Below are 20,438 nucleotides of genomic sequence, written 5' to 3'. Positions count from 1 at the left end.
TCTCTCTTTATGAAGAGGAAAAACCATGAGCATGCAGGAGGAGGGTCTCGATCGGCGCTTTGCGTTAGCAAAGTCAATTGCCGAGGCGGCGGGGGCGCTCGCGCTCGACTACTTCAACAAGCGCTGCACCCTAGTGATCGAGACCAAGCGCGACATGCAGGACGTTGTCTCGATCGCAGACCAGAATGTCGAGACGCTGATCCGGGAGCGCGTCGCCGCAGAGCTTCCAGAGGACGGGTTCCTCGGCGAGGAGTTCAGCTACGTGGAGGGCGCCTCCGGCTATACCTGGGTTGTGGACCCCATCGACGGTACCGCGCCGTTCGTCAACGGCATGCCGACGTGGTGCGTGTCGATCGCCGTGCTACATGGCGGCCTGCCGGTGATCGGCGTGATCCATGTGCCCTGCGACGGTGAACTCTATGCTGCGGCCGCTGGCAAGGGTGCGACCCTCAACGGGATAAAACTGAGCCTCGATCCGTCGCGTACCATCCAGAACGCGATCACCGGCATTGGTTGCAATACCTATGTCGAGCCGGAGCGGGTGGGCCAGATCATCGCCGCTCTGCTCGCTATAGGCGGCAACTTCATCCGCAATGGCTCTGGAGCGCTGATGCTCGCCTATGTCGCGGCCGGCCGTCTGGTCGGCTATTACGAGCCGCACATGCATGCATGGGACTGCATGGCCGGTTACTGCCTCGTCAAGGAAGCCGGTGGCGACTATCTGTCCTTTCCAACAGAGGGCGAAGCCTTGTTTAAGGGCCACCCAGTGTTAGCCAGCAATCCGACGGCCTATGCTGACTTGTTAGCGATCCACCGCCATTGAGGAGGCAAGGCGTACAGCCATTTGTGTGGTAGGTGGGGAAGTGATTTTCAAAGCCTTTTCAGTGCGAATGCCGGCCCTGAGCTATTCATGAGTTTTGCGGCGATCCGTCCGGTTCCGTACAGAGCGGATCCAATGGGTGGAGCTATTGGCGTTCGCGGCCTATTCTTCAACCCCGCACTCCAATGGCTTGCATTTAGAACTGGCCCTCGGGCAAACGCTCGGAGGGCCTTTTTCGACTCCCTGCGGCTCGCGACGGCAGCATCATTTGCAGCAGGGCGGGCTGGATGCGTACTTTCGCGGGCTCAGAAGAGCGCAGTCATAAGTCGACGGTATTCTGCCTCCGGCTTACCATAGGCATCCCGGGCGAACTCTTCGAGGGCTTGCCTGTTCCGGATAATGATGTTGCCCCTGTTCGAGCGAATGAAACCGTTGCCTTCAAGGACGTGGAGCGACGTTGTGACGCTTGGACGGCGAACCGCGAGCATCAGCGAAATGAACTCGTGCGTCAGAGGAATCTCGTCGCCTGATACACGGTCGTGACACATCAACAGCCATCTGGCCAATCTCTCGTCCACCCCGTGCAACGCGTTCGAAATCGCAGTGTAGGTAAGCTGAATCGAGAAGGCCTCGATGCATCGGATCATCACCCTGGCGAAGTTCCGGTTATGATCCATCCACGTCCGGAATGCGCTGAACTCCATCCGGTAGGCGTCTCCTTCGATCTGCATGATGATGTCGTGCACACTGAGCTCTACACCCATAGCGGCAGAAGTCGGGATGTAACCTTCACTCCCGAAGATACCCGCCTCCGCTTTGTTACCCTCAGGCGTCGAGGCGACCAAGGAGCCAATCCCGGACGTGAGATAATAAACATGGTCTATGGGGGCGCCGGCCGTAGCAATCAGAGCGCCTCTAGTCACTTTGACATAGTCGAGTTCAGGCGCAATCTGGTTATAGTCAGGCTCCGGAAGCAGGGCCAGCAACCGGTTGTTAACCGAAGCTTGAGGAGGAATTGCCATTGCCTTCCCCTCAATGGGGAGCCGGCGCACCGCGGCTCTGTGGACCGCTTTCTGCCAAGAAACGCGGATCGGTATCACATTAGCATGCCGGCTGCCCATCGGCTATGTGCAAGCGAGTATCATTCTGAAGTCCAGTCTTCTCCAATCTCGCGGTGTCCGTACGGTTCCAGACCCTTTGTCCTTGGGGCGCAGTATTGACTCGCCATGTCGATCAAGACGCGTAGACTTTCCCCCGGCGACCGAGGCGATCGCCGGGCCAGGAGGAAGAGCTAATGAGACCCCAACGAGTATGCACCCTTGACCCACTAGGGCCTGACGAGCTCGAGATGATTGAGAGCATTTTCCGTCGCGAACTGCAATTGCGGGCATTGCCACTGAAGTCCGAGGAGGCTGAAATACTCGCGGCGAGGCTGATCGGTGCCTATCAGTCAGGAACACGCGATGCTGCAGGCCTGACTGCCGCGGCGGAACGTATGTGATGGGCTGCACCTACCGAGCACCTTGAAGCCCACCCGCGCCTGCTTTCTCACAAGCGTTGCAGGTTACCTGTTCCTCGATAAAATCCGTGTAACTGCTTTTAGCGTCCGTTTTCAACGCCAGCACAGGACATTCCGATCACTATTGGCCGATGCCTGCAACGGGTCGATTGTTTCGGTTCCTATCCGTCGCAGTCGGGTGGCGAGCGGAAGTCCAATGCGAAGAGCCGGACAGCAGCTTTGCGGGACTTAGCTGCCATTCACTAGCGGACTCGACCGGACACACAGGCCCGGAAGCTTGGTATTGCCCAGACCACTGGCCTTGTTAGCGGGGAAGATCACTTTCGCGCCGAAAGTCCAATTTGATTGTTCTCATTTCCATCGCTTCGAGCCTGGACGTATATAATGGCCAGGCAAAGCTTCTTTCTACAGATCGTCCTCGTCACCACGCTTCGGCACGGGGACTATTATTCTAGGTACGCCCCTTCTGAACGGCAAAGAGGATCGGTTTGGGCATCTATGGGAGCTGGTATTGAGCGCTAAGCCACGTCGGAAGATCGTCGCGATAGAACCGGATAGCGCAGCCGCTGCGGGAGAGCAGCCGAAGCGCCGGCGATTGCCGTCCGACGAACGTCGCGTCGCCATCCTTGCTGAGGCGGCGGCATTGTTCGCGGAAGAGGGCTTCGGAGCCTCGACGCGGAGGTTGGCCTCGCGCCTCGGTATCACGCAAGCCGCACTCTACAAGCATTTCAGGAGCAAGGATGAGATCGTCGCCGCGCTGTTCCAAGAGCGTGCCATGCGTTGGCGCAACGAGGACTGGCGTGCGGCGCTAAACTCGAACGAAGCGCCGCTTGCCGAGCGGCTCGGTCGTCTTTATGCTGGCTACCTCGGTGCCATCACCGGCCGGTCGATGCGCCTGTTCGTTCGTGCCGGTTTGGACGGCTATGGCCAGCCCGGTCGGCGCGGCGCCGTGCTGACCGCCTCGATCCTCGAGCCGGTCATCGGCGCGCTGAGACGCGAGGCCGGGCTGGCCGACCTTCCGACCCGCCCGATGCAGCACGAGGAGCGCGAAATCGCCATGACGCTGCACGGTTCCCTCATGTTCCTTGCGATCCGCAAGCACGTTTATCGGATGCCGTTGCCGGAGGATCTCACGGAGCATGCCATGCGCCAGGTGCGCCTTTGGCTGCCTGGTGCGATTGCCGAGATGCGGCAGCTCCACGCCAGTCCTCCGGAAGAGATTGTGCCGCAACTTGCCCCTCGGCGGTGAATCGGCGAACGGGCTCGCTCGATCAGATCCACGTTCGCCGGGGGAGCTACTTCCCCTCGCGATCCATGAGATACTTCGTGTAGGTGAAGTTGAAATCGCGGCCGGAGCGGTTCCGATGGCAGGAGAAGCATCCGTCGAATGTTGCATCCGCCTTGGGCGCGCCACCGGGCAGGTAGTGCGCATAGTCCCAGTCGCCATTGCGCACCTCTGGCGGATAGGCATCGCCCCAGCCCGTGCGCTTCTCCATGACGAAGATGTTGGTTATCTGGTCGGTAGGCACGAGGCGACCGTCCGGCCCAAATTCAACACTGCCCGAGGCGTCCAGCTTCGCCCGATGATCCTCCATGATGAGGATGGTTCCGTCAGGGGCCGGCTCGCCGGCCTTCGCTTTGGGATGGGTCTCGGGGCTTACGTACATGAAACGAATGGTCTTGCGATCCGGACGGTCCACGGTGTTGTAAAGCACGAAGCGTTCCGCATAGCCACTCGGGAAGGCGACCCTGTCCGGCCCAGCAAGGCTATAACCCACCAGGCCCGTGGCGAAGACGGCGGCCAGGCTGATGGCGACGATCTTGCGCATGGTTCCTCCTTCACGGCCTTACGACGACGCGGGCGTGCATGCCCTCGTGGATGGCGCATTCGACATCAAACGTTCCTGACTTGCGGACCGTAAGCGTTGTCTGGCTGCCCGGATCCTGCTTGCCAAGGTCGGTCGAAAAGCCGACCGTCGCTATCAGCACGTTGTGCGCCTGAGTATCGCCATTCACGAAAACGAGGGTGTCGCCCACCTTCGCCTCGATCATCGCGGGCGCGTAAGCCATGCCCGCCATGCCTATGCGGTGTTCGCCGGCATGACACACGGATGCCAAAACAGTGCCAGCCAGGGTGAGAAGAATTACTGCGCGCATGTCTCCTCCCACAGGTTCATGCGTGTTGCAGGTCAAGTAGCCTTGTCCCGATAGGCTAAGTTGTCAACCGACAACTTAGCCTATCGGTGAGGATCACGGATCTTTGAAAGGTCTCGGGCGGGCTTTCTTGCGAGCCCCGGACCTCGTGCGCTTGGCACCTCCTTGTTTGCGACCGGGTGACCGTCACGGGGCTCACGCATAGTTGAATCGCCGATGGTCGCCACTCCTTGCAAGAGCTTCGACAACCGCCGCTTGTTAACCCAATCTTTTCAGCCGTAGCCTTGCTCCTCCGGCGCCTTACTCGGTTGCCGTTCCTTCAGGTCCGCCGCGGTTCGTGAAAGCGGCACCAGCCATTGGGGCTGATCTCGCCGGCAACGATCTCGCAAGCGTTCGGCTCGAGGAAATGGGTGCATCCCGCACAGCGGCGTCCCCGGTCGGGAGAATTCTGGTAAGCCGTCTCACGCTTCGGGGTAGTTCCCGCGCCACGCGCCACGGGCGCCATGCGCGGACTTGTCATGCAAGAGGTGAGTCCGACGGCTCCGGCAACTGCAGCCCCAGTCCCTGAAACCTTCAAAAAGTTCCGGCGGGACAGCTTTCCTCGATCAGCGGCGCTCGGATCAACCTGACGATCGACTTCGGCTTTGGCGATGCGCTCGAGCCCGGGGCGGAGATGTTGGACTATCTTCCATGCTGGATTTCCCGGCGCCTCGCCTCCGAGCCTATGCGCGAGAGACGGTCATTGCGGAGAAGTTCCAGGCGATGGTCATGCTGGGGCGTGCAAATAGCTGGATGAAGGATTTCTACGACCTTTGGGTTCTCAGCAGGTCCTTTGATTTCAGCGGTGATCGGCTGGCGCGCGCAATCGCCGCTACCTTGAGCGGCGCGAGACGCCGATTCCCTACGGCCTACCGGATGCGTTGACGGACGCCTTTGCACGGGACGAGCAAAAGCAGCGACAATGGCGTGCTTTCGTTGAAGGCGTTGCACACAATCCGGGGAATCTGACGGAGATTGTTCCGCAGATTGCTACATTCCTGATGCCGCATGCGGTTGCGGCTGCGAGGCTGAGCTAAGAGGCAGTTCGAAGTGCGGCGCTGTGTCAAAGATCATATCGAGAGGCATAAAGCCCATGATCTCAAAGAGATGAATCAGGCGCGGGATCGACATTCGAGCTTCTGAGCCTCGCTCGTACCTCCCGTTAACAGATACCGACAGGCCTAGCAAAATGCGCTAACTCGGCGCGGGAGATGCCTTTGGCCTCGCGCGTTTTCTTGAGCAGGCCGAGATCTTTTCATCCATCTCCCTTGCGGTAAGGATGCCGTCGAAACCCGACTGCCGGAAGACCGGCCTGTCAAATCGGTTATTTCAACCAAACCTCGTGCGCTCATTAAGCTGATTGCATCAGTCACCGACCTTGCCCTTTTTCTTGGTTTCCGCCCCTCAGCGGTTACTATGCACCGAAGTGAAGCATTTTGGAGCGGCTGCTCTGCCGCCCCCTGGCCACATTAGTTCGGGCAATCCGGTTCGCCGAGTTCGCAGACACGTCGCTGCGGCCTGCGGCGGCCATTGTCACCACCCCTGCGGTCACGATTGTCGTCGCCGCGACGGATGACGCGATCGCCATCATCGCCCCTACGTTCGAAGTTCCGGCGGTTGCGATCGCCGCCGCCGCGCAGATCACGGTCAAAGTCCGGCCGACTACCGACATTGGGCCTGCGGTTGGGCGCGCGATCGAAATCCGGAAGGCGATCCGGGCGATCGTCAAGGTCCCGGCGTCTTTCAGGGGGACGGCGAAAATCGGGCCTCCGCTCCAATCTCCCGTCGAATTCCGGGGGCGGAGCTGGTCTCGGCTCGAATTCAGGTCTGCGGCTAGGCGCCGCACGGCGATCCGGGCCGCGATAGAAGTCCGGTCCGCGGCGCCAGCGATCGCGGTCGCGATAAAAGTCACGGTCGCGGTAGTGACGATCCCAATAGCTGCCGAAGCTAAAGACAACGACGGGAATACCAAGCCGGCGATAATATTGAGGACCGACATAAACGCGGCGCTGTTGATAAAGTGCCTGGATATATCGGCCGTGCACCCAGCCGCGGCCGTCGTAGAACTCCACGTCGCACCATGGCACGTCGGCAAGACAGCCGTAGATTTCGATCGATTCGCCAGCTGGAATCACGGTGATCGCCGGATATGCTGTGCTTGGGCCGGCGCGCATATTGACGTTTGCCGTCGCGAAGCCTTCTGCCGCCTGAGCGATCGTCGGAGCCAGCAAGAGCATACCTGTCGCGGCAATTTTCAAAAGGGTGCGTTTCACGTTTTCAACTCCCTGGGAGGCAGGGCGTCATGCCACATCCGGTATTTGATTTTACTCCGGTTTTTTCCGGTTCCCGGGCATAGTTGGAGCGCCTGCCAGCTCTTATTAGGCGGCTACCATCGTCTTGTCTTTCAATGGTTTATAGCGTGCTTTGCATGAACGCAGCTTGAACGCTTTGGCGGGATTTTCTTCATGTTCCTGCCTATGAGATCCGTTCGGTCGTGCGCATTAACGCCTCAATCTCCTGCACCTTCAACGAGTCGGCTATGGACTTGGCAAGGGAAACGTCCATCGCCCCGGCCTGGACCGCGTCGCCGTCTGAGCGCGCTCGTCGGCCCTAAATATGCGCGGAACCCTTCGCACATTACTCTCATAAAAAGACGTTTTAAGACACGTTTCGTCGCTCGACGGTGAAATGTACGGAATTGGTGATGTTACTGTTCGGATCGTCGCTGGATGGTGCGTGTCACCGCATAGGACGCAGGGAGGCACATGTCGCAGGAGGTCGGAGGCCGGGTTTTGATTGCGGAGCGCAACCCACTGGTGATTGCCGCTCTTCGCGGACTTTTTTCCGAAAATGCCAGGTTTTCCATCATCGATACGGCGCGGACATCGGCCGAACTTTGCGAGAAGCTTGCCTCCATCAAGACGGATTGCGTACTGCTCAGTTGGCAGCTCGACGATGCAGAGGCACCCGAGGTGCTAGCGGAACTCAGCCGGCTGGGGTTCGACCCACGGATTGTTCTCTTCGCCGATACCAGCAATCCTTCGATCCTCAACGAGACCATCCGGCTTGGTGTCAACGGTCTCTGCTACCAATTCGAAGATCCTGAAATCCTGTTCGCGACGCTCACCGCCGTAATGCAGGGTCGGATCTGCATTCCCTACACGGTGCTCTCGAAAATTTCGAACACGCCGTTCCAACAGCTCACCTCTCGCGAGACAGAACTGCTCGGCATGCTGGCCAACGGTTGGACCAATATCCAAATCGCCGCACGAACAGGCATTTCCGAGAATACCGTGAAATACCACCTCAAAAATCTTTACGACAAGCTCGAGGTGCGCAACCGCGCCATGGCGGTCGCCCTTTACGCCAAGGAACGTCGGCGCAGTCCAGAGTGACTACCTGCGGGTAGTCTTTTCCCTACCCATCCCTTGCAAGTGACCACCCGTTAGGGCCGCTCCTGCGCTGCTCGTCGGGCATTCTTTTCTGCCTGAGCGAGTGTTGTGCGGACATGGTCCGGAAGGCAGCTTTGGTGCCGACGAAACGCCGTCCGCGGACGCAGCCATTGGAGGAACGATGTCAGGCTACAATCATCTCTTCATTCCCGGCCCCACCAACATTCCCGAACAGGTTCGCCAGGCGATGAACCTGCCGATGGAAGACATGCGCTCCCCTCGATTTCCCGAGTTGACATTGCCGCTCTTCGCCGACGTCAAGAAGGTCTTCAAGAACCAGAACGGCCGCGTTTTCATCTATCCGTCCTCGGGCACCGGCGCCTGGGAAGCGGCGATGACCAACGTGCTTTCACCCGGCGACAAGGTTCTCATGAGTCGTTTCGGCCAGTTCTCGCATCTCTGGGTCGACATGGCAGAGCGGCTGGGCTTCGAGGTCGATTGCCTCGACATGGAATGGGGCACCGGCGTGCCGGTCGACCTCTATGCCGAACGTCTTGCCGCCGATAAAGCGCACCAGATCAAGGCCGTCTTCGTCACGCATAACGAGACCGCGACGGGCGTGACCTCTGATGTCGCGGCCGTGCGCGCGGCGCTCGACGCCGTCGGTCATCCGGCATTGCTTTTCGTCGATGGGGTCTCCTCAATCGGCTCGATCGATTTCCGCCAGGACGAATGGGGCGTGGACTGCGCCGTTTCCGGTTCGCAGAAAGGCTTCATGCTGCCAGCCGGCCTCGGCTTCCTCTCGGTCAGCCAGAAGGCGCTCGACGCGTCCAAGACCGCGCGCCACATGCGCTGCTACTTCTCCTTCGAGGACATGGTCAAGACCAATGACACGGGTTACTTCCCCTATACACCGCCGACGCAGCTCCTGCGCGGTCTGCGTGCCTCGCTCGACCTGATCTTCGAGGAAGGCCTCGAAGCCATCTTCGCCCGCCATCATCACCTCGCGAACGGCGTCCGTGCCGCGGTCTCTGCCTGGAGCCTGAAACTCTGCGCGACCGAGCCGAAGTGGCATTCCGATACCGTCTCGGCGATCCGCCTGCCCGCCGGCATCGATGGCGTCCAGGTCATCAAGCATGCCTACAGCACTTACAAGACCTCGCTCGGCAGCGGCCTCTCCAAGGTGGCAGGCAAGGTCTTCCGCATCGGCCACCTCGGCTCGCTGAACGAAGTCATGGTTCTGGGTGCGCTTTCGGCCGCTGAACTCACGCTGCTCGATTGCGGCTTGAAGATCGAGCCGGGCTCGGGCGTGGGCGCAGCGATCAAGCAGTTTCGCTCTGCCGCCACGGCGTCGACCGCCAAGGCAGCCTGAAGAGACCGGAAGGGGAAAACTCCGTGAGCCACACGATACATCATCTCAGCCGGCTGCGCCTGCAGCGAAGCGAACTCGCCGTCCCGGGCTCTAACCCCGAGATGATCGAGAAGGCCGCCAATTCCGAGGCCGACTACATCTTCCTCGACATCGAGGATGCGGTGGCGCCGGCGGACAAGGAGCGCGCTCGTGCCAACATCGTCGCTGCCCTCAATCAGATCGACTGGCGCGGCCGCGGCAAGACGATCTCGGTCCGCATCAACGGGCTCGACACCCACTACATGTATCGTGACGTCGTCGATCTTATGGAACAGGCGGGCGACCGGATCGACACGCTGCTGGTGCCGAAGGTCGGCGTGCCGGCCGATCTCTACATGGTCGAGGCCATGGTCAACCAGATCGAGATCGCCAAGGGCTACAAGACCCGCGTCGGCCTCGAGGCGCTGATCGAGACCGCGCTCGGCATGGCCAATGTCGAGGCCATTGCATCCTTCGGCGGCCGGCTCGAAGCGCTGCATTTCGGCGTTGCCGACTATGCCGCGAGCCTGAAGGCCCGCACCGTCAATATCGGCGGTCTCAACCCTGATTATCCCGGTGATCAGTGGCACTTCGGCCTGTCGCGGATGACGGTTGCCTGCCGCGCTTACGGTCTGCGTGCCATCGACGGCCCCTTCGGAGATTTCTCCGATCCCGACGGCTACAAGGCCGCTGCCCGCCGTGCCGCGGCCCTCGGCATCGAAGGCAAGTGGGCGATCCATCCGAGCCAAATCGCGTTGGCCAACGATATCTTCTCTCCGCCGGAGAAGGAGGTCGACCGCGCTCGCCGCATCATCGATGCGCTGAAGCTTGCCGAGAGCCAGGGCAAGGGCGCGGCATCGCTCGACGGCAAGATGATCGATGCCGCCTCGGAACGCATGGCGCGCAACGTGCTCGCCACCCATGACGCAATCACCGCCGGCCGCCGGTGACAGGAGGGGACCTATGGACATTCACGAATATCAGGCTAAGGAACTACTCTCCCGCTACCACATCCATATCCCGCGCGGCGGCCTTGCCTATAGTCCGGAGCAGGCGGCTTATCGCGCCAGGGAGATCGGCGGCGACCGGTGGGTGGTGAAGGCGCAGGTCCACTCCGGTGCGCGCGGCAAGGCGGGCGGTATCAAGCTCTGCTCGTCCGACCACGAGATCGTCGAGGCCGCCGATTCCATGCTCGGCCGCACGCTTGTGACGCACCAGACCGGGCCGCAGGGAAAACTGGTCAGCCGCCTCTATGTCGAAGAGGCGATGGATATTGCGCGCGAGATTTACATCGGCTTCGTGCTCGACCGAAAATCAGAGCGCATCATGATCGTTGCCTCGTCTTCGGGCGGCATAGAGATCGAGGAAATCGCCGAGGCCGAGCCGGACTCGATCATCCGCGCGACCGTCGATCCCGGCGTTGGAATGCAGGACTTCCAAGCCCGCGAGATTGCCTTTGGGCTCGGCATCGACAATGCCCTGATCGGCCGCGCCACGCAGACGCTCATCGGCTGCTACCGCGCCTTCGTCGACTATGACGCTTCAATGCTGGAGATCAACCCGCTTGTGGTCACTCGCGGAGGTGACCTCGTGGCTCTCGACGCCAAGATGAGTTTCGATGAAAACGCGCTCTTCCGCCGACCGCATATCTCGGAGATGCGCGACAAGAGCCAGGAAGATCCGCGCGAGACATACGCATCGGATCGCGGCCTCTCCTATGTCGGCCTCGACGGCAATATCGGCTGCATCATCAACGGTGCGGGCTTGGCCATGGCCACCATGGACATGATCAAGATCGCCGGCGGCGAGCCCGCGAACTTCCTCGATATCGGCGGTGGCGCCTCGCCCGAGCGGGTGGCGAAATCCTTCCGGGCCGTCCTCACGGACAAAAACGTCGAGACCATCCTCGTCAACATCTTCGCCGGCATCAACCGCTGTGACTGGGTGGCGGAAGGCGTGATCAAGGCATTGCGTGAAGTCGGCGTGCCGGTTCCGCTCATCGTCCGTCTGTCCGGCACCAATATGGAAGAGGGCCGGCGCATCCTCGCCAATTCAGGCGAGAACATCATCGTCGCGGAAACACTGGCCGAAGCGGCCGAGAAGGCGGTCGCCGCCTGGCGTTCGTTCACTGCCGGCAAGGCTGCCTGAGGAGGTCCAAGATATGTCCATTCTGCTTAACAAGAACACCCGCGTCATTGTCCAGGGCTTCACCGGCAAGATCGGCAGCTTCCATGCCGAGGACATGAAGCGCTACGGCACCAATGTCGTCGGTGGCGTCACCCCCGGCAAGGGCGGCCAGACCCATCTCGGCATGCCGGTCTTCAACACGGTCAAGGGCGCCGTGCAGGAAACCGGTGCGGATGCCTCGATCGTCTTCGTGCCGCCGCCCTTTGCTGCCGACTCCATCATGGAGGCGGCGGATGCCGGCATCCGGCTCTGCGTTTGCATCACCGACGGCATTCCCTCCCAGGACATGATCAGGGTCAAGCGATACATGAGGCGCTATCGCTTCGAGGATCGCATGACGCTGATCGGGCCGAACTGCGCGGGGATGATCACGCCTGGAGAGACGATGATGGGCATCATGCCTGGGTCCATCTATCTGCCCGGCCGCATCGGCATCGTTGGCCGCTCCGGTACGCTCGGCTATGAGGCCGCGAGCCAGATGAAAGCGCTCGGCATCGGCGTGTCGACCTCGGTTGGTATCGGCGGCGACCCGGTCAACGGCTCGTCCTTCAAGGACATGCTGGAACTGTTCGAAAAGGATCCGAACACCGATGCGGTCTTAATGATCGGCGAGATCGGCGGGCCGCAGGAGGCGGAAGCCGCGCTCTGGGCGCGCGACCATATGAAGAAGCCGCTGATCGCCTATATCGCAGGCCTTTCGGCCCCGAAGGGACGCCGTATGGGTCATGCCGGCGCGATCATCTCCGCCTTCGGGGAATCGGCGCAGGAAAAAGTCGAGATACTGAAGAGTGCGGGTGTCGCGATCGTTCCGACCCCATCGTCCTTTGGCGAGATCGTGGCGGAAGTGCTGTCCGCCATGGGCAAGGCCGCCTGAATGGGAAAACCCCGTCGCCAGCGCGACAAAGCAGGCGCGGACAGCGATGGGGATCAAGGTGGCCGAGAATATCACGACCTTCGGAGGACCGTATGGCTGGCTTGGCTGCTCGGTAGACGGTGGCCAAGAGTTTAACTGGGAGGACAAAAAATGCAGCAATCACGACCTAGTCAGATCGATCCGGCCGTATTCTGGCCAGCCATGTTCATCATCCTGGGATTCGTCGGCTGGGGCACGGTGTTTCCTGAAGGCCTGTCCTCGATTTCCAAGCTGGTTCTCAAAAGCATCATCGACGGCTTCGGTTGGGGTTTCGTCGTTTCTTCGGCCGGCTTTCTGATCTTTGCACTCTTCCTGGCCGTCAGCCGCTTCGGCAAGATCCGGCTCGGACAGGACGGCGAACGGCCGGAATTCCGTACCGCCTCGTGGATCTGCATGATGTTCAGCGTCGGCATGGGCATCGGACTGATGTTCTGGGGTGTTGCCGAACCCATCTATCATTTCGACAGCCCGCCTCATGGGCAGGCCGCCCCGAGAAGCCTCGAAGCGGCCCTCGTCGCGATGAAGTATTCCTACTTCCACTGGGCGCTTCACCCCTGGGCCATTTACGCGGTAGTTGGCCTTGCCATCGCCTATTTTACCTTCCGTAAGGGAAAGTCGAACTTGATCTCCGCTGCCTTCACGCCGATCCTCGGTGAGGCCGCAAGCGGACCAATCGGCAAGGCGATCGACGTGCTTGCGCTCATCGCGACACTGTTCGGAACAGCTACGTCACTCGGCCTCGGCGCGCAGCAGATCAACAGCGGCATGAACTTCCTCTGGGGCACGGGCGTTTCCAACATCATCGCGCTGACCATCATCGGCATCATGACGGTGCTGTTCATTCTCTCTGCGGTGTCTGGCGTGGGCAAGGGGATCCAATTCCTCTCCAACATGAACATGATCATCGCGATGGTGCTGCTGATCTTCCTGGTGTGCATCGGACCGACGATTTTCATCTTCAACACCTTCACGGAATCGCTGGGCTTCTATCTGAGCGACCTGGTGACCATGTCGTTCCGCACGGCTGCCTTCAGTGACGGCAAGTGGCTGGGGAGCTGGACTATCTTCTACTGGGCCTGGTGGGTCTCCTGGGCGCCATTCGTCGGCGTGTTCATCGCCCGCATCTCGCGCGGACGCACAATCCGCGAATTCATCATCGGCGTGCTGCTGATCCCGAGCGGCGTGACCTTCATCTGGTTCACGATCATGGGCGGTACGGCGCTCCATTCGGAACTGTTCGGCGCCGGCGGCATCGTTGATGCTGTAAACAACGAGGGTGCGGCCGTCTCGCTCTTTGCCCTTCTGGCGCAGTATCCATTCGCCTGGCTGACATCGTTGATCGCCATCTTTCTGGTCGCGATCTTCTTTATCTCGGGCGCGGATGCAGGCGCGGTCGTGATGGGAATGCTTTCATCCCGGGGGGCCCTGGAGCCAAAGCCCGGTGTTGTCGTCCTTTGGGGCGTGCTTGCCGGTGCCTCGGCCGCGGTGCTTCTGGTCATGGGCGGTCTTCAGGGCCTCCAGACCGCCTCGATCATCGCGGCCGCACCGTTCCTGCTGGTGATGGTCGGGCTTTGCATTTCGCTATGGCATGCCCTTCTCGATGAGCTCGAAGAAGGAAGCGGGCGTCGGCCGGTGACAGCATCCGCTACGCCGGAAACGGGAAATGTCGAAGCTTCCGGGTTCGTACCTGAAGCAGTGTCGTGATCTGAGATCGTTCGGTGCATGGCCGGCTCTACGGGGCCGGCCATGCAGAAGTGGTCTCTAACTAAAGCATCAAGGGACCGCCCGTGACAGCGCCTGTCGCCGCCAGGGGAGTTTAGTCGGGCCTGTTGGCCTACTCGCTGCGGCGTGATCTGAGTGGGACTGCCCCTACGGTCGTGCAGCAACCGAAGCGACGTCTTTCAGACGGCTCAAACCCAGCTCGGCAATGCGAGTTACTACAACGGCGCGTTCGTTTTTGACGGCCGTAGGATGTGCAGTCATGCGAGAGGCGCCGTGGAGGCACTTTATGCGGCCGTTGCACATGCGCCCGCGCGCGCGCCGCCGGCGCGTTCATGCTGCGAGCGCCCAAACATCTCGCGATAGCACTTGGAGAAATGCGAAGCTTTCCGCCACAGAACTATCAGCTTCAAGGGTGAGGCCGCAGCTTGCACGGACCTTGGCGCCGTCGGAAGAGACGACGCGCCACGAATAGGCTTCGTAACCGACGACGGCGTTTGCCAAACGCAAGGCATCGAGCGCCGATGAGAACGCCAGCGTTGTGAAATCCGGCTCAAGGTAGAATGCGAAGAGACGCTGTTCTGCGCTCACCATTTTCATGCACAATCCTCCCTTGACGGCTGAGCAACCTCGCGTTCCGGCAGCGTCGCATGGCAATCTCTCCCAGCTGCTTGGAATATTGACGCGTATTAGACTTCTGAAAAGAATGATTGCGTCATATCGGGAGTAGAAATGAGACATCAAGCGATGGCTGCAAACGAGGTTTTCCCGAGGAGTGTGCGGCGCGACCAGAATGCGCGTCTGACGGTGGGGGTTTGTTCTGGTGCACCGATTTACGCTCTGTACCTTCGCCAACTTCGTGGACGTGTTGCGCCTCGCTGTGGACGAGGCGACCGTAGCCGGCCAATTCAATGCCGATGGAAAGTTATTGCCCCCGATTTGAGGCCGATTACGGCCAGCTGCGGCGTTTCCGTTCAGCCTCAGGAGGTGTTCGGCAGCCCCAAACTCTTCGATTATATCGTCGTGGTCGGCGGGCTCATCGATGAGATGGACCGGTGTGACGAGAGGGTACAGGCTTTCTTGCAGAATGCAGCCGAAGCCGGGGTCCCACTCGTAGGCCTTTGTACCGGAACCTTCATCCTCCTGCCGGTTTGATGGAAGCTACCGCGGCTGTGTGAGCTGGTTCCACCATCAGGATTTTCTCTCCCAATTCGATGGCCTCAAGCCGGTATCCGACCAGATCTTCGTGGTCGACCGCGACCGCCTGACATGTTCCGGCGGCACCAGCACGGCTCACCTTGCGGGCTTACTCGTCGACAGGCACATCGGCAAAGCCCAATCCACGAAGAGTTTAAACATCATGATGATCAGCGGGCGGAGGAGGGGGAACACCGCAGCGAGGTCTGACGCTCGACTTCAGGGCCAAGGATCCACTTGTCAGGAAAGCGCTTCTCCTGATGCAGCAAAGTCTGGACGCGCCACTCTCCGTCGCCGAGATGGCAAGACATCTGGACGTTGAGAAACGATCTCTCGAACGGCATTTCAGGGAGGCACTTGGAATCTCGCCTCTGTCCGCGTTCATCGACATGCGGCTTTCGGTGGCGCGTACATGCTCGAGAGTACCGACAAGTCGATTGCTATGATCGCAGCGGAAAGCGGTTTCTGCGATTCCTCGCACCTCAGCCGGATGTTCCGGAGGCGGTTCGCTAGCACACCGCATTATTTCCGCGCGTCCTTGGAGTCTTTAGGGCGGTCAGAAGGTCGAAAGACTCCCGATTGACGCGTCGGGCGTATGATTTTTGCGCGGCCCACGATAGGTCGCTTCCCGCAGTCGCCGAACTTTGGGCCCTCGGCGGCGTCCCTTTCCGCATTAGTTCCGTCGAGGCCGTCGATGCGCTGCCAGCGCCGGCGGCAGCAATCCCTGACAGCAGGCGAACCCATGACGCATTCCGCGTGCTGTTCGGCGCATATGAGGTCTTCTTTCTGAAGTGTTCGATCCACTATCCGCGCATCCTCACGCCTCGAAAACAGATAGGCAGATCATGATGAATATCGCGCAGATGCAGGAACAGCGACTGAAGGCACTCCAACTGACCAGATCGGGCGCGCCGAGGCTGCCTTCCAATCCGTTCTTCGGCGTCGGCCCGATCACCGATGCGACCACCGACGAAGTGGACAGCCGCCTACGGCGCCTCGCCTTCGATGCGTGGATCGAGAAGACCTATCGCAAGTTTGACGACAGGGGCAACGACATCGGCGGTTTCACCACCGCCGAGATTTCGCGCAGCATGCACCGCGGCTATCCGGCGGACAAGATTCTGACTGACATGATGCGGGCGATCCATCGCTATTTCGGTTTTCCGAAGACGAACCGCATGGCCGTGGGGCTCGGCGGTGGCCACAGCGGCTTCACCGTCTGCGTCCAGCACCTGATGAACGCCAACGACGCCTCCCAGCGCATCTATGTCGATACGCCGCGGCCGGAGAGCGATCCGTCGAAGGCCGCGGGATTCTTCCGCCAGTCCTGGGCCACCCAGCTGATCGAGATGCAGCGCTTCGCCGAAAAGGGTTGCGAGAGCCGCATCCATTTCGCCGCCTCGGAAGGCGTGATCCCGTCGGCAGAAGAGCTCTCCGCCCTCGGCGTCTCGATCTTCGTCGGTGTCGGCCACGAGACGACCGGAGCCAATGCCTATACCAGCCGCGAGATCCGCGAACTCTTGAGCTGGATAGACGGTGATCCGGCAAACCGCCACGCGGTGTTCGATGCCACCTCGATGCTCGGCGCCATGCCGTGGGAGCCCGAACTGGTCGCCGCCGTCGTGGCGAAGTGCTGCCTTTTCATGCCGTTCCAGAAGGCGATCGGCGGGGTTTCGGGCTATTTTGTCGCCTCCTTCACGCCGCATGCCCTGGCATTGATCGAGAAGAACCAGCAAGATCCTGCCTGGGCGATCCCGCGCCAGCTGAAGATCGCGCCGCCGATCGATCCCAGGCAGCCGTTTTCGGCCAAACGCTCCGTCGATGCCGGGCCGTTCTACGATGCCGCCGAAGACCGCATGCTTGGCGGCGTTATCAACACGTACAGCGCGCTCGCCTTTGCCGAGACCACCTTTGGCCTGTTGCAGTCGGAGGCGCGCGTAGGCTCCGTCGTTGACCTCAACCGCCGCTCCGCTGCCAACCGTAAGGTGATCGACGAATGGGTCGCGTTGCATCCGCTTCTGTCGCTGACTGTCAACGATTCCGAGCGGCGCGGCGCGGCGGTGACGCTGCTTAAGGTCGAAGACGACGGCATCACCGACCCCGACATCCATGCCCGCATCATCGCCCGTTCGAAGCAACTGCTCGGGTATGAGGGCATTACCCATCCGAACGGCGAGTACGAGCCCGGCCTCGACGCGGCCCGGTACGTCAATGCCTTTCCAGGCACGCCCGGCGACTATCGCGCCTGGGTCGGCGGCATCCGCGAAGCGGAAGATGTCGTCGCGCTGCTGGAGAATCTCCAATACGCCTATCTGCGCGCCAAGATCGTTGTTCTCGAAGAGGAACTGGCGAAGAACGGCGTCACTTTCGAGGCCGCGGCCAGGGCCGACGGCGCTGTCCGCAAGGACGATCCGGCGCGCGCCTACACCGTGCTGATCGCCGATCTGGTCGGCCTGCGTTTCGGCGCCGACGGCCAGCCGGATCATAGCGAGATTAAAGCCTATATCGAGGAAAATGGCGGCGTCTTTCATGTCGGACCGCTCGGCGACCGCTCCGCGCTCGAAAAGGGCCGCATCCACTTCTTCTACCAACCGAACCTCAGCACCGAGGCGGAGATCCTGCCGCAGACCGACAAGGGCCAGTACGACGCGCTGATAGCGGCGGCGACGTTCATTCCGATGGCCTCCATCTTCCCGCTCGGCGGCGTGCGCATCGGCGCCGGCACCGGCAACATGGGCTCGGCCTCCTGGGGCGGCGGCAACGGCGAGGGCGGGGACGCGCCGCTGATGAACACGCCGGGCATCAACAGCCGGGCGACCGCCCAAATGGCGATGAAGGCGATCCTGAAGGTCGTTCCCGACCTGCCGGTCAACAGGCTGCACCGCATGGTCGCCGAGGGTGACTTCGACACAGGCCGCCAGCTCAAGGATTTTCCGACGGCCAAGCTCGAGGGCCGCAAGATCGCCGTTCTCGGCTACGGCAATATCGGTCGCGAAGTCGCCAAGCTCGCCAAGGCCTTCGGCATGAAGGTGGCGATCTACGCCCGCGAGCGTCACAAGCGCTGGATCGAGGCGGAAGGCTTCGAATACGCTGCAAGCCCGGTCGCGGCGGCGACCGGTGCCGACGTGCTCTCCGCCCATATCGGCCTCGGCCGCCTTGACGCGGCGACCGGCGTCTATTCCAACGCCGGAATAGTCGATGCGAAGGTGCTCGGCGCTATGAACGACCGCGCGGTGCTGGTCAACTACGACCGTGGCGAGGTCGTCGATGCCGCGGCCCTCGACGAGGCGCTCTCGTCCGGCAAGGTCGCGCACGCGGCGATCGACGCCGACCTCTTCAAGGACGCCGCCACCGGCAAGCTCAGCGGACCGATGCTGCCTTACCTGCCGCTCGAAGAGAAGCACAAGGGCAAGCTCGAACTGCTGCCGCATGCGGCTGCCGACACCGACCATCCTTCGCGGGTAACCGGTGCGAAGCAGGCGGTCGACCAGATCTTCGACGTCATCCGCTTCAAGTCGGTCACCAATCTCAAGGGCGATCTGCCGGAGGGTTACGTGTCGGCCGGCAGCCGTACGCCAGCCGGCATCGGCCGGGTGACGAAGCAAGTCGTTACCGAGGTCGGCGGCAGGGCGGAGCTTCTGGAGGAACTGCGGCAGACGTCGGAAAAGGTCGCGGCGATTCTGGGCGCGCTCTGTGGCGTTTCCGATCCGAACCACCGCGGCCGTATGATCGATCGCTATACCGGCCTCCTCGTCGAAAGTGTCGACCGGCAGCGGGTGCTGTTGGAGCAGCTCGGTCTCTACGGGCCGGCGGAGGAGTGAGACACGTTGCCCCTGACGAGCGCCGCCGGTTTCTGACCTCGCTTTTTGATGCCGCCGTCGCCGCTGCCGATCCGGCAAAGGTGATCGCCGCCAATCTGCCGCCGCGCCCTAAGGGCCGCACCGTCGTGATTGGTGCTGGCAAGGGGTCGGCGCAGATGGCAAAGGCGCTGGAGAGCAATTGGGACGGTCCGTTGACGGGCGTCGTCGTCACGCGATACGGCTTCGGCGTCGCCTGCGAGAGGATCGAGATCATCGAGGCGTCGCACCCGTTACCGGACGAGGCGGGTCTCGTTGCCTCGAGGCGGCTGCTGGAGGCGGTCTCGAGTCTGACTGCGGACGACCTGGTCATCGCGCTCGTATCCGGCGGCGGCTCGGCCCTCCTGCCGGCACCTCCCGAGGGCTTGACGCTCGCGGACGAGATCGCTGTCAACAGGGCTCTTCTGGCTTCCGGCGCCCCGATTTCGGCCATGAACGCGGTGCGCAAGCACCTGTCGACCATCAAGGGAGGCAGGCTTGCCGCGGCCGCCTATCCCGCGAAAGTGGTATCACTCATTGTCTCCGACATACCGGGTGACAAGTCGGCGCTCGTCGCCTCCGGTCCGACGGTACCTGACGACACCACGCGCCACGATGCGCTCGGGACGATCGAACGCTACCGGCTCTCCCTTCCGCAGTCGGCCACGCGCTACCTGCGGAGTGAGGCCGCCGCCGCACCGCATCCCGACGATCCGCGATTTGCCGGAAACGAGGTCAGCATCATCGCGTCGGCCGGGGTATCGCTGGAGGCGGCGGCGGCCGAGGCGAGACGCCGGGGCGTCGAAGCGGTCGTTCTGTCCGATGCGATCGAAGGGGAGGCGCGTGAGATCGCGCACATGCATGCCGCCCTCGCGATCCAAGTGGCGGAACGCAACGCACCGTTCCGCAAGCCCGTTGTTCTGATGTCGGGCGGCGAGACGACGGTCAGCCTTATCGGCAATGGCAAGGGCGGGCGCAACAGCGAGTTCCTTCTATCCCTCGCCATCGACATAGACGGCAGGACCGACATCTCGGCGATCGCTGCAGACACTGACGGCATCGACGGCTCCGAGGACAACGCCGGGGCTTTCGCGGACGGCACTTCCGTTGCCCGGCTTGCTGCACGATCGCTGGATGCGCGTGAGCTGCTCGACGCCAACGATTCCTGGTCGGCCTTTCACGCCATCGGAGACCTGTTCGTGCCGGGGCCAACCGGAACGAACGTCAACGACTTCAGGGCTATCTTTGTTGAATAGACGGCTCCATTCAGCG

General features: G+C 61.4%; 19 protein-coding genes and 2 pseudogenes. 14 read left to right on the top strand and 7 right to left on the bottom strand.

The features are described 5' to 3' along the window. Positions 1-25 precede the first annotated feature (25 nt). Positions 26-823: an inositol monophosphatase family protein gene (locus tag QN224_RS25890; protein WP_173514079.1), complete on the top strand. Its 798-nt coding sequence runs from the start codon at positions 26-28 to the stop codon at positions 821-823. Positions 824-1,125: 302 nt separating this feature from the next. Here the strand turns inward: QN224_RS25890 and QN224_RS25885 are convergent, their stop codons facing one another. Beyond that, complete coding sequence (locus tag QN224_RS25885) at positions 1,126-1,842, bottom strand: Crp/Fnr family transcriptional regulator (RefSeq protein ID WP_173514078.1); 717 nt, start codon at positions 1,840-1,842, stop codon at positions 1,126-1,128. Between the two features lie 272 nt (positions 1,843-2,114). On the opposite strand from QN224_RS25885, the gene QN224_RS25880 reads away from it, so the two are divergent. Together QN224_RS25880 and QN224_RS25875 are read left to right on the top strand one after the other, a co-directional pair. Continuing rightward, the gene (locus QN224_RS25880; RefSeq protein ID WP_173514077.1) at positions 2,115-2,321 is read left to right on the top strand and encodes a hypothetical protein; all 207 of its coding nucleotides are present in this window, start codon (positions 2,115-2,117) and stop codon (positions 2,319-2,321) included. Positions 2,322-2,850: 529 nt separating this feature from the next. After that, complete coding sequence (locus tag QN224_RS25875; RefSeq protein ID WP_283978944.1) at positions 2,851-3,588, top strand: helix-turn-helix domain-containing protein; 738 nt, start codon at positions 2,851-2,853, stop codon at positions 3,586-3,588. A gap of 46 nt (positions 3,589-3,634) precedes the next feature. Here the strand turns inward: QN224_RS25875 and QN224_RS25870 are convergent, their stop codons facing one another. The 3 genes from QN224_RS25870 to QN224_RS34095 form a co-directional block, all read right to left on the bottom strand. Then, complete coding sequence (locus tag QN224_RS25870; protein WP_283978943.1) at positions 3,635-4,168, bottom strand: cytochrome P460 family protein; 534 nt, start codon at positions 4,166-4,168, stop codon at positions 3,635-3,637. Positions 4,169-4,178: 10 nt separating this feature from the next. Further along, positions 4,179-4,496, bottom strand: a complete 318-nt coding sequence (locus QN224_RS25865; protein ID WP_173514074.1) for a plastocyanin/azurin family copper-binding protein — start codon at positions 4,494-4,496, stop codon at positions 4,179-4,181. Positions 4,497-4,812: 316 nt separating this feature from the next. Then, a complete protein-coding gene (locus QN224_RS34095; protein WP_369292614.1) occupies positions 4,813-5,088 on the bottom strand; it encodes a twin-arginine translocation signal domain-containing protein in 276 nt (91 codons plus the stop codon). Here QN224_RS34095 and QN224_RS33930 point away from each other — a divergent pair. Continuing rightward, a pseudogene (locus QN224_RS33930) lies at positions 5,089-5,569 on the top strand (nucleotidyl transferase AbiEii/AbiGii toxin family protein); the annotation flags it as partial. A gap of 13 nt (positions 5,570-5,582) precedes the next feature. Here QN224_RS33930 and QN224_RS25855 read toward each other — a convergent pair. Together QN224_RS25855 and QN224_RS25850 are read right to left on the bottom strand one after the other, a co-directional pair. Next, positions 5,583-5,893: pseudogene (locus QN224_RS25855) on the bottom strand (helix-turn-helix transcriptional regulator); the annotation flags it as partial. Between the two features lie 108 nt (positions 5,894-6,001). Continuing rightward, a complete protein-coding gene (locus QN224_RS25850; protein ID WP_283978941.1) occupies positions 6,002-6,805 on the bottom strand; it encodes an SH3 domain-containing protein in 804 nt (267 codons plus the stop codon). A gap of 492 nt (positions 6,806-7,297) precedes the next feature. Between QN224_RS25850 and QN224_RS25845 the strand changes: the two genes are divergently transcribed. From QN224_RS25845 to QN224_RS25820, 6 genes are all read left to right on the top strand, one after another. Beyond that, positions 7,298-7,927: a response regulator transcription factor gene (locus QN224_RS25845; RefSeq protein ID WP_283978940.1), complete on the top strand. Its 630-nt coding sequence runs from the start codon at positions 7,298-7,300 to the stop codon at positions 7,925-7,927. 178 nt (positions 7,928-8,105) lie between these two features. After that, complete coding sequence (locus QN224_RS25840) at positions 8,106-9,296, top strand: aminotransferase class V-fold PLP-dependent enzyme (RefSeq protein ID WP_283978939.1); 1,191 nt, start codon at positions 8,106-8,108, stop codon at positions 9,294-9,296. 23 nt (positions 9,297-9,319) lie between these two features. Beyond that, entirely contained in the window at positions 9,320-10,264 is a 945-nt protein-coding gene (locus tag QN224_RS25835; protein WP_173514068.1) for a CoA ester lyase, read from the top strand. Between the two features lie 13 nt (positions 10,265-10,277). After that, complete coding sequence (locus QN224_RS25830) at positions 10,278-11,462, top strand: malate--CoA ligase subunit beta (protein WP_283978938.1); 1,185 nt, start codon at positions 10,278-10,280, stop codon at positions 11,460-11,462. Between the two features lie 13 nt (positions 11,463-11,475). Beyond that, positions 11,476-12,375: a succinate--CoA ligase subunit alpha gene (sucD, locus tag QN224_RS25825; protein ID WP_283978937.1), complete on the top strand. Its 900-nt coding sequence runs from the start codon at positions 11,476-11,478 to the stop codon at positions 12,373-12,375. A gap of 150 nt (positions 12,376-12,525) precedes the next feature. Beyond that, positions 12,526-14,118 carry a BCCT family transporter gene (locus tag QN224_RS25820; protein WP_283978936.1) on the top strand — a complete coding sequence of 531 codons (1,593 nt, stop codon included), beginning with the start codon at positions 12,526-12,528 and terminating at the stop codon, positions 14,116-14,118. Positions 14,119-14,466: 348 nt separating this feature from the next. On the opposite strand, the gene QN224_RS25815 is transcribed toward QN224_RS25820, so the two are convergent. Continuing rightward, positions 14,467-14,733 carry a hypothetical protein gene (locus QN224_RS25815; protein ID WP_283978935.1) on the bottom strand — a complete coding sequence of 89 codons (267 nt, stop codon included), beginning with the start codon at positions 14,731-14,733 and terminating at the stop codon, positions 14,467-14,469. 132 nt (positions 14,734-14,865) lie between these two features. Between QN224_RS25815 and QN224_RS25810 the strand changes: the two genes are divergently transcribed. The 4 genes from QN224_RS25810 (at position 14,866) to QN224_RS25795 (ending at position 20,422) form a co-directional block, all read left to right on the top strand. Beyond that, entirely contained in the window at positions 14,866-15,288 is a 423-nt protein-coding gene (locus tag QN224_RS25810) for a DJ-1/PfpI family protein (protein WP_336621126.1), read from the top strand. 454 nt (positions 15,289-15,742) lie between these two features. Beyond that, on the top strand, positions 15,743-15,913 hold the full coding sequence (locus tag QN224_RS25805; protein WP_312032750.1) for a helix-turn-helix domain-containing protein: 171 nt from the start codon (positions 15,743-15,745) through the stop codon (positions 15,911-15,913). A 262-nt stretch (positions 15,914-16,175) separates the two neighbouring features. Continuing rightward, positions 16,176-19,151 (top strand): NAD(P)-dependent oxidoreductase, encoded by a 2,976-nt coding sequence (locus QN224_RS25800; protein ID WP_283978934.1) that lies wholly within the window; start codon positions 16,176-16,178, stop codon positions 19,149-19,151. After that, the gene (locus tag QN224_RS25795; RefSeq protein ID WP_283978933.1) at positions 19,148-20,422 is read left to right on the top strand and encodes a glycerate kinase; all 1,275 of its coding nucleotides are present in this window, start codon (positions 19,148-19,150) and stop codon (positions 20,420-20,422) included. The genes QN224_RS25800 and QN224_RS25795 overlap by 4 nt, the downstream gene beginning before the upstream one ends. Positions 20,423-20,438: the final 16 nt, after the last annotated feature.

This window comes from Sinorhizobium sp. 7-81, from assembly GCF_030124405.1.
Taxonomy (GTDB): Bacteria; Pseudomonadota; Alphaproteobacteria; order Rhizobiales; family Rhizobiaceae; genus Sinorhizobium; species Sinorhizobium psoraleae.
The sequence above is the reverse complement of the archived record's forward strand: the minus strand, read 5'-3'. Positions and strand labels throughout refer to the sequence as shown.

Coding starts and splice junctions, on each gene's coding strand:
- QN224_RS25890 (WP_173514079.1), top strand. CDS start 26: ATGAGCATGCAGGAGGAGGGTCTCGATCGGCGCTTTGCGTTAGCAAAG.
- QN224_RS25885 (WP_173514078.1), bottom strand. CDS start 1,842: ATGGCAATTCCTCCTCAAGCTTCGGTTAACAACCGGTTGCTGGCCCTG.
- QN224_RS25880 (WP_173514077.1), top strand. CDS start 2,115: ATGAGACCCCAACGAGTATGCACCCTTGACCCACTAGGGCCTGACGAG.
- QN224_RS25870 (WP_283978943.1), bottom strand. CDS start 4,168: ATGCGCAAGATCGTCGCCATCAGCCTGGCCGCCGTCTTCGCCACGGGC.
- QN224_RS25865 (WP_173514074.1), bottom strand. CDS start 4,496: ATGCGCGCAGTAATTCTTCTCACCCTGGCTGGCACTGTTTTGGCATCC.
- QN224_RS25845 (WP_283978940.1), top strand. CDS start 7,298: ATGTCGCAGGAGGTCGGAGGCCGGGTTTTGATTGCGGAGCGCAACCCA.
- QN224_RS25840 (WP_283978939.1), top strand. CDS start 8,106: ATGTCAGGCTACAATCATCTCTTCATTCCCGGCCCCACCAACATTCCC.
- QN224_RS25830 (WP_283978938.1), top strand. CDS start 10,278: ATGGACATTCACGAATATCAGGCTAAGGAACTACTCTCCCGCTACCAC.
- sucD (WP_283978937.1), top strand. CDS start 11,476: ATGTCCATTCTGCTTAACAAGAACACCCGCGTCATTGTCCAGGGCTTC.
- QN224_RS25820 (WP_283978936.1), top strand. CDS start 12,526: ATGCAGCAATCACGACCTAGTCAGATCGATCCGGCCGTATTCTGGCCA.
- QN224_RS25815 (WP_283978935.1), bottom strand. CDS start 14,733: ATGAAAATGGTGAGCGCAGAACAGCGTCTCTTCGCATTCTACCTTGAG.
- QN224_RS25810 (WP_336621126.1), top strand. CDS start 14,866: ATGAGACATCAAGCGATGGCTGCAAACGAGGTTTTCCCGAGGAGTGTG.
- QN224_RS25805 (WP_312032750.1), top strand. CDS start 15,743: ATGCTCGAGAGTACCGACAAGTCGATTGCTATGATCGCAGCGGAAAGC.
- QN224_RS25800 (WP_283978934.1), top strand. CDS start 16,176: ATGATGAATATCGCGCAGATGCAGGAACAGCGACTGAAGGCACTCCAA.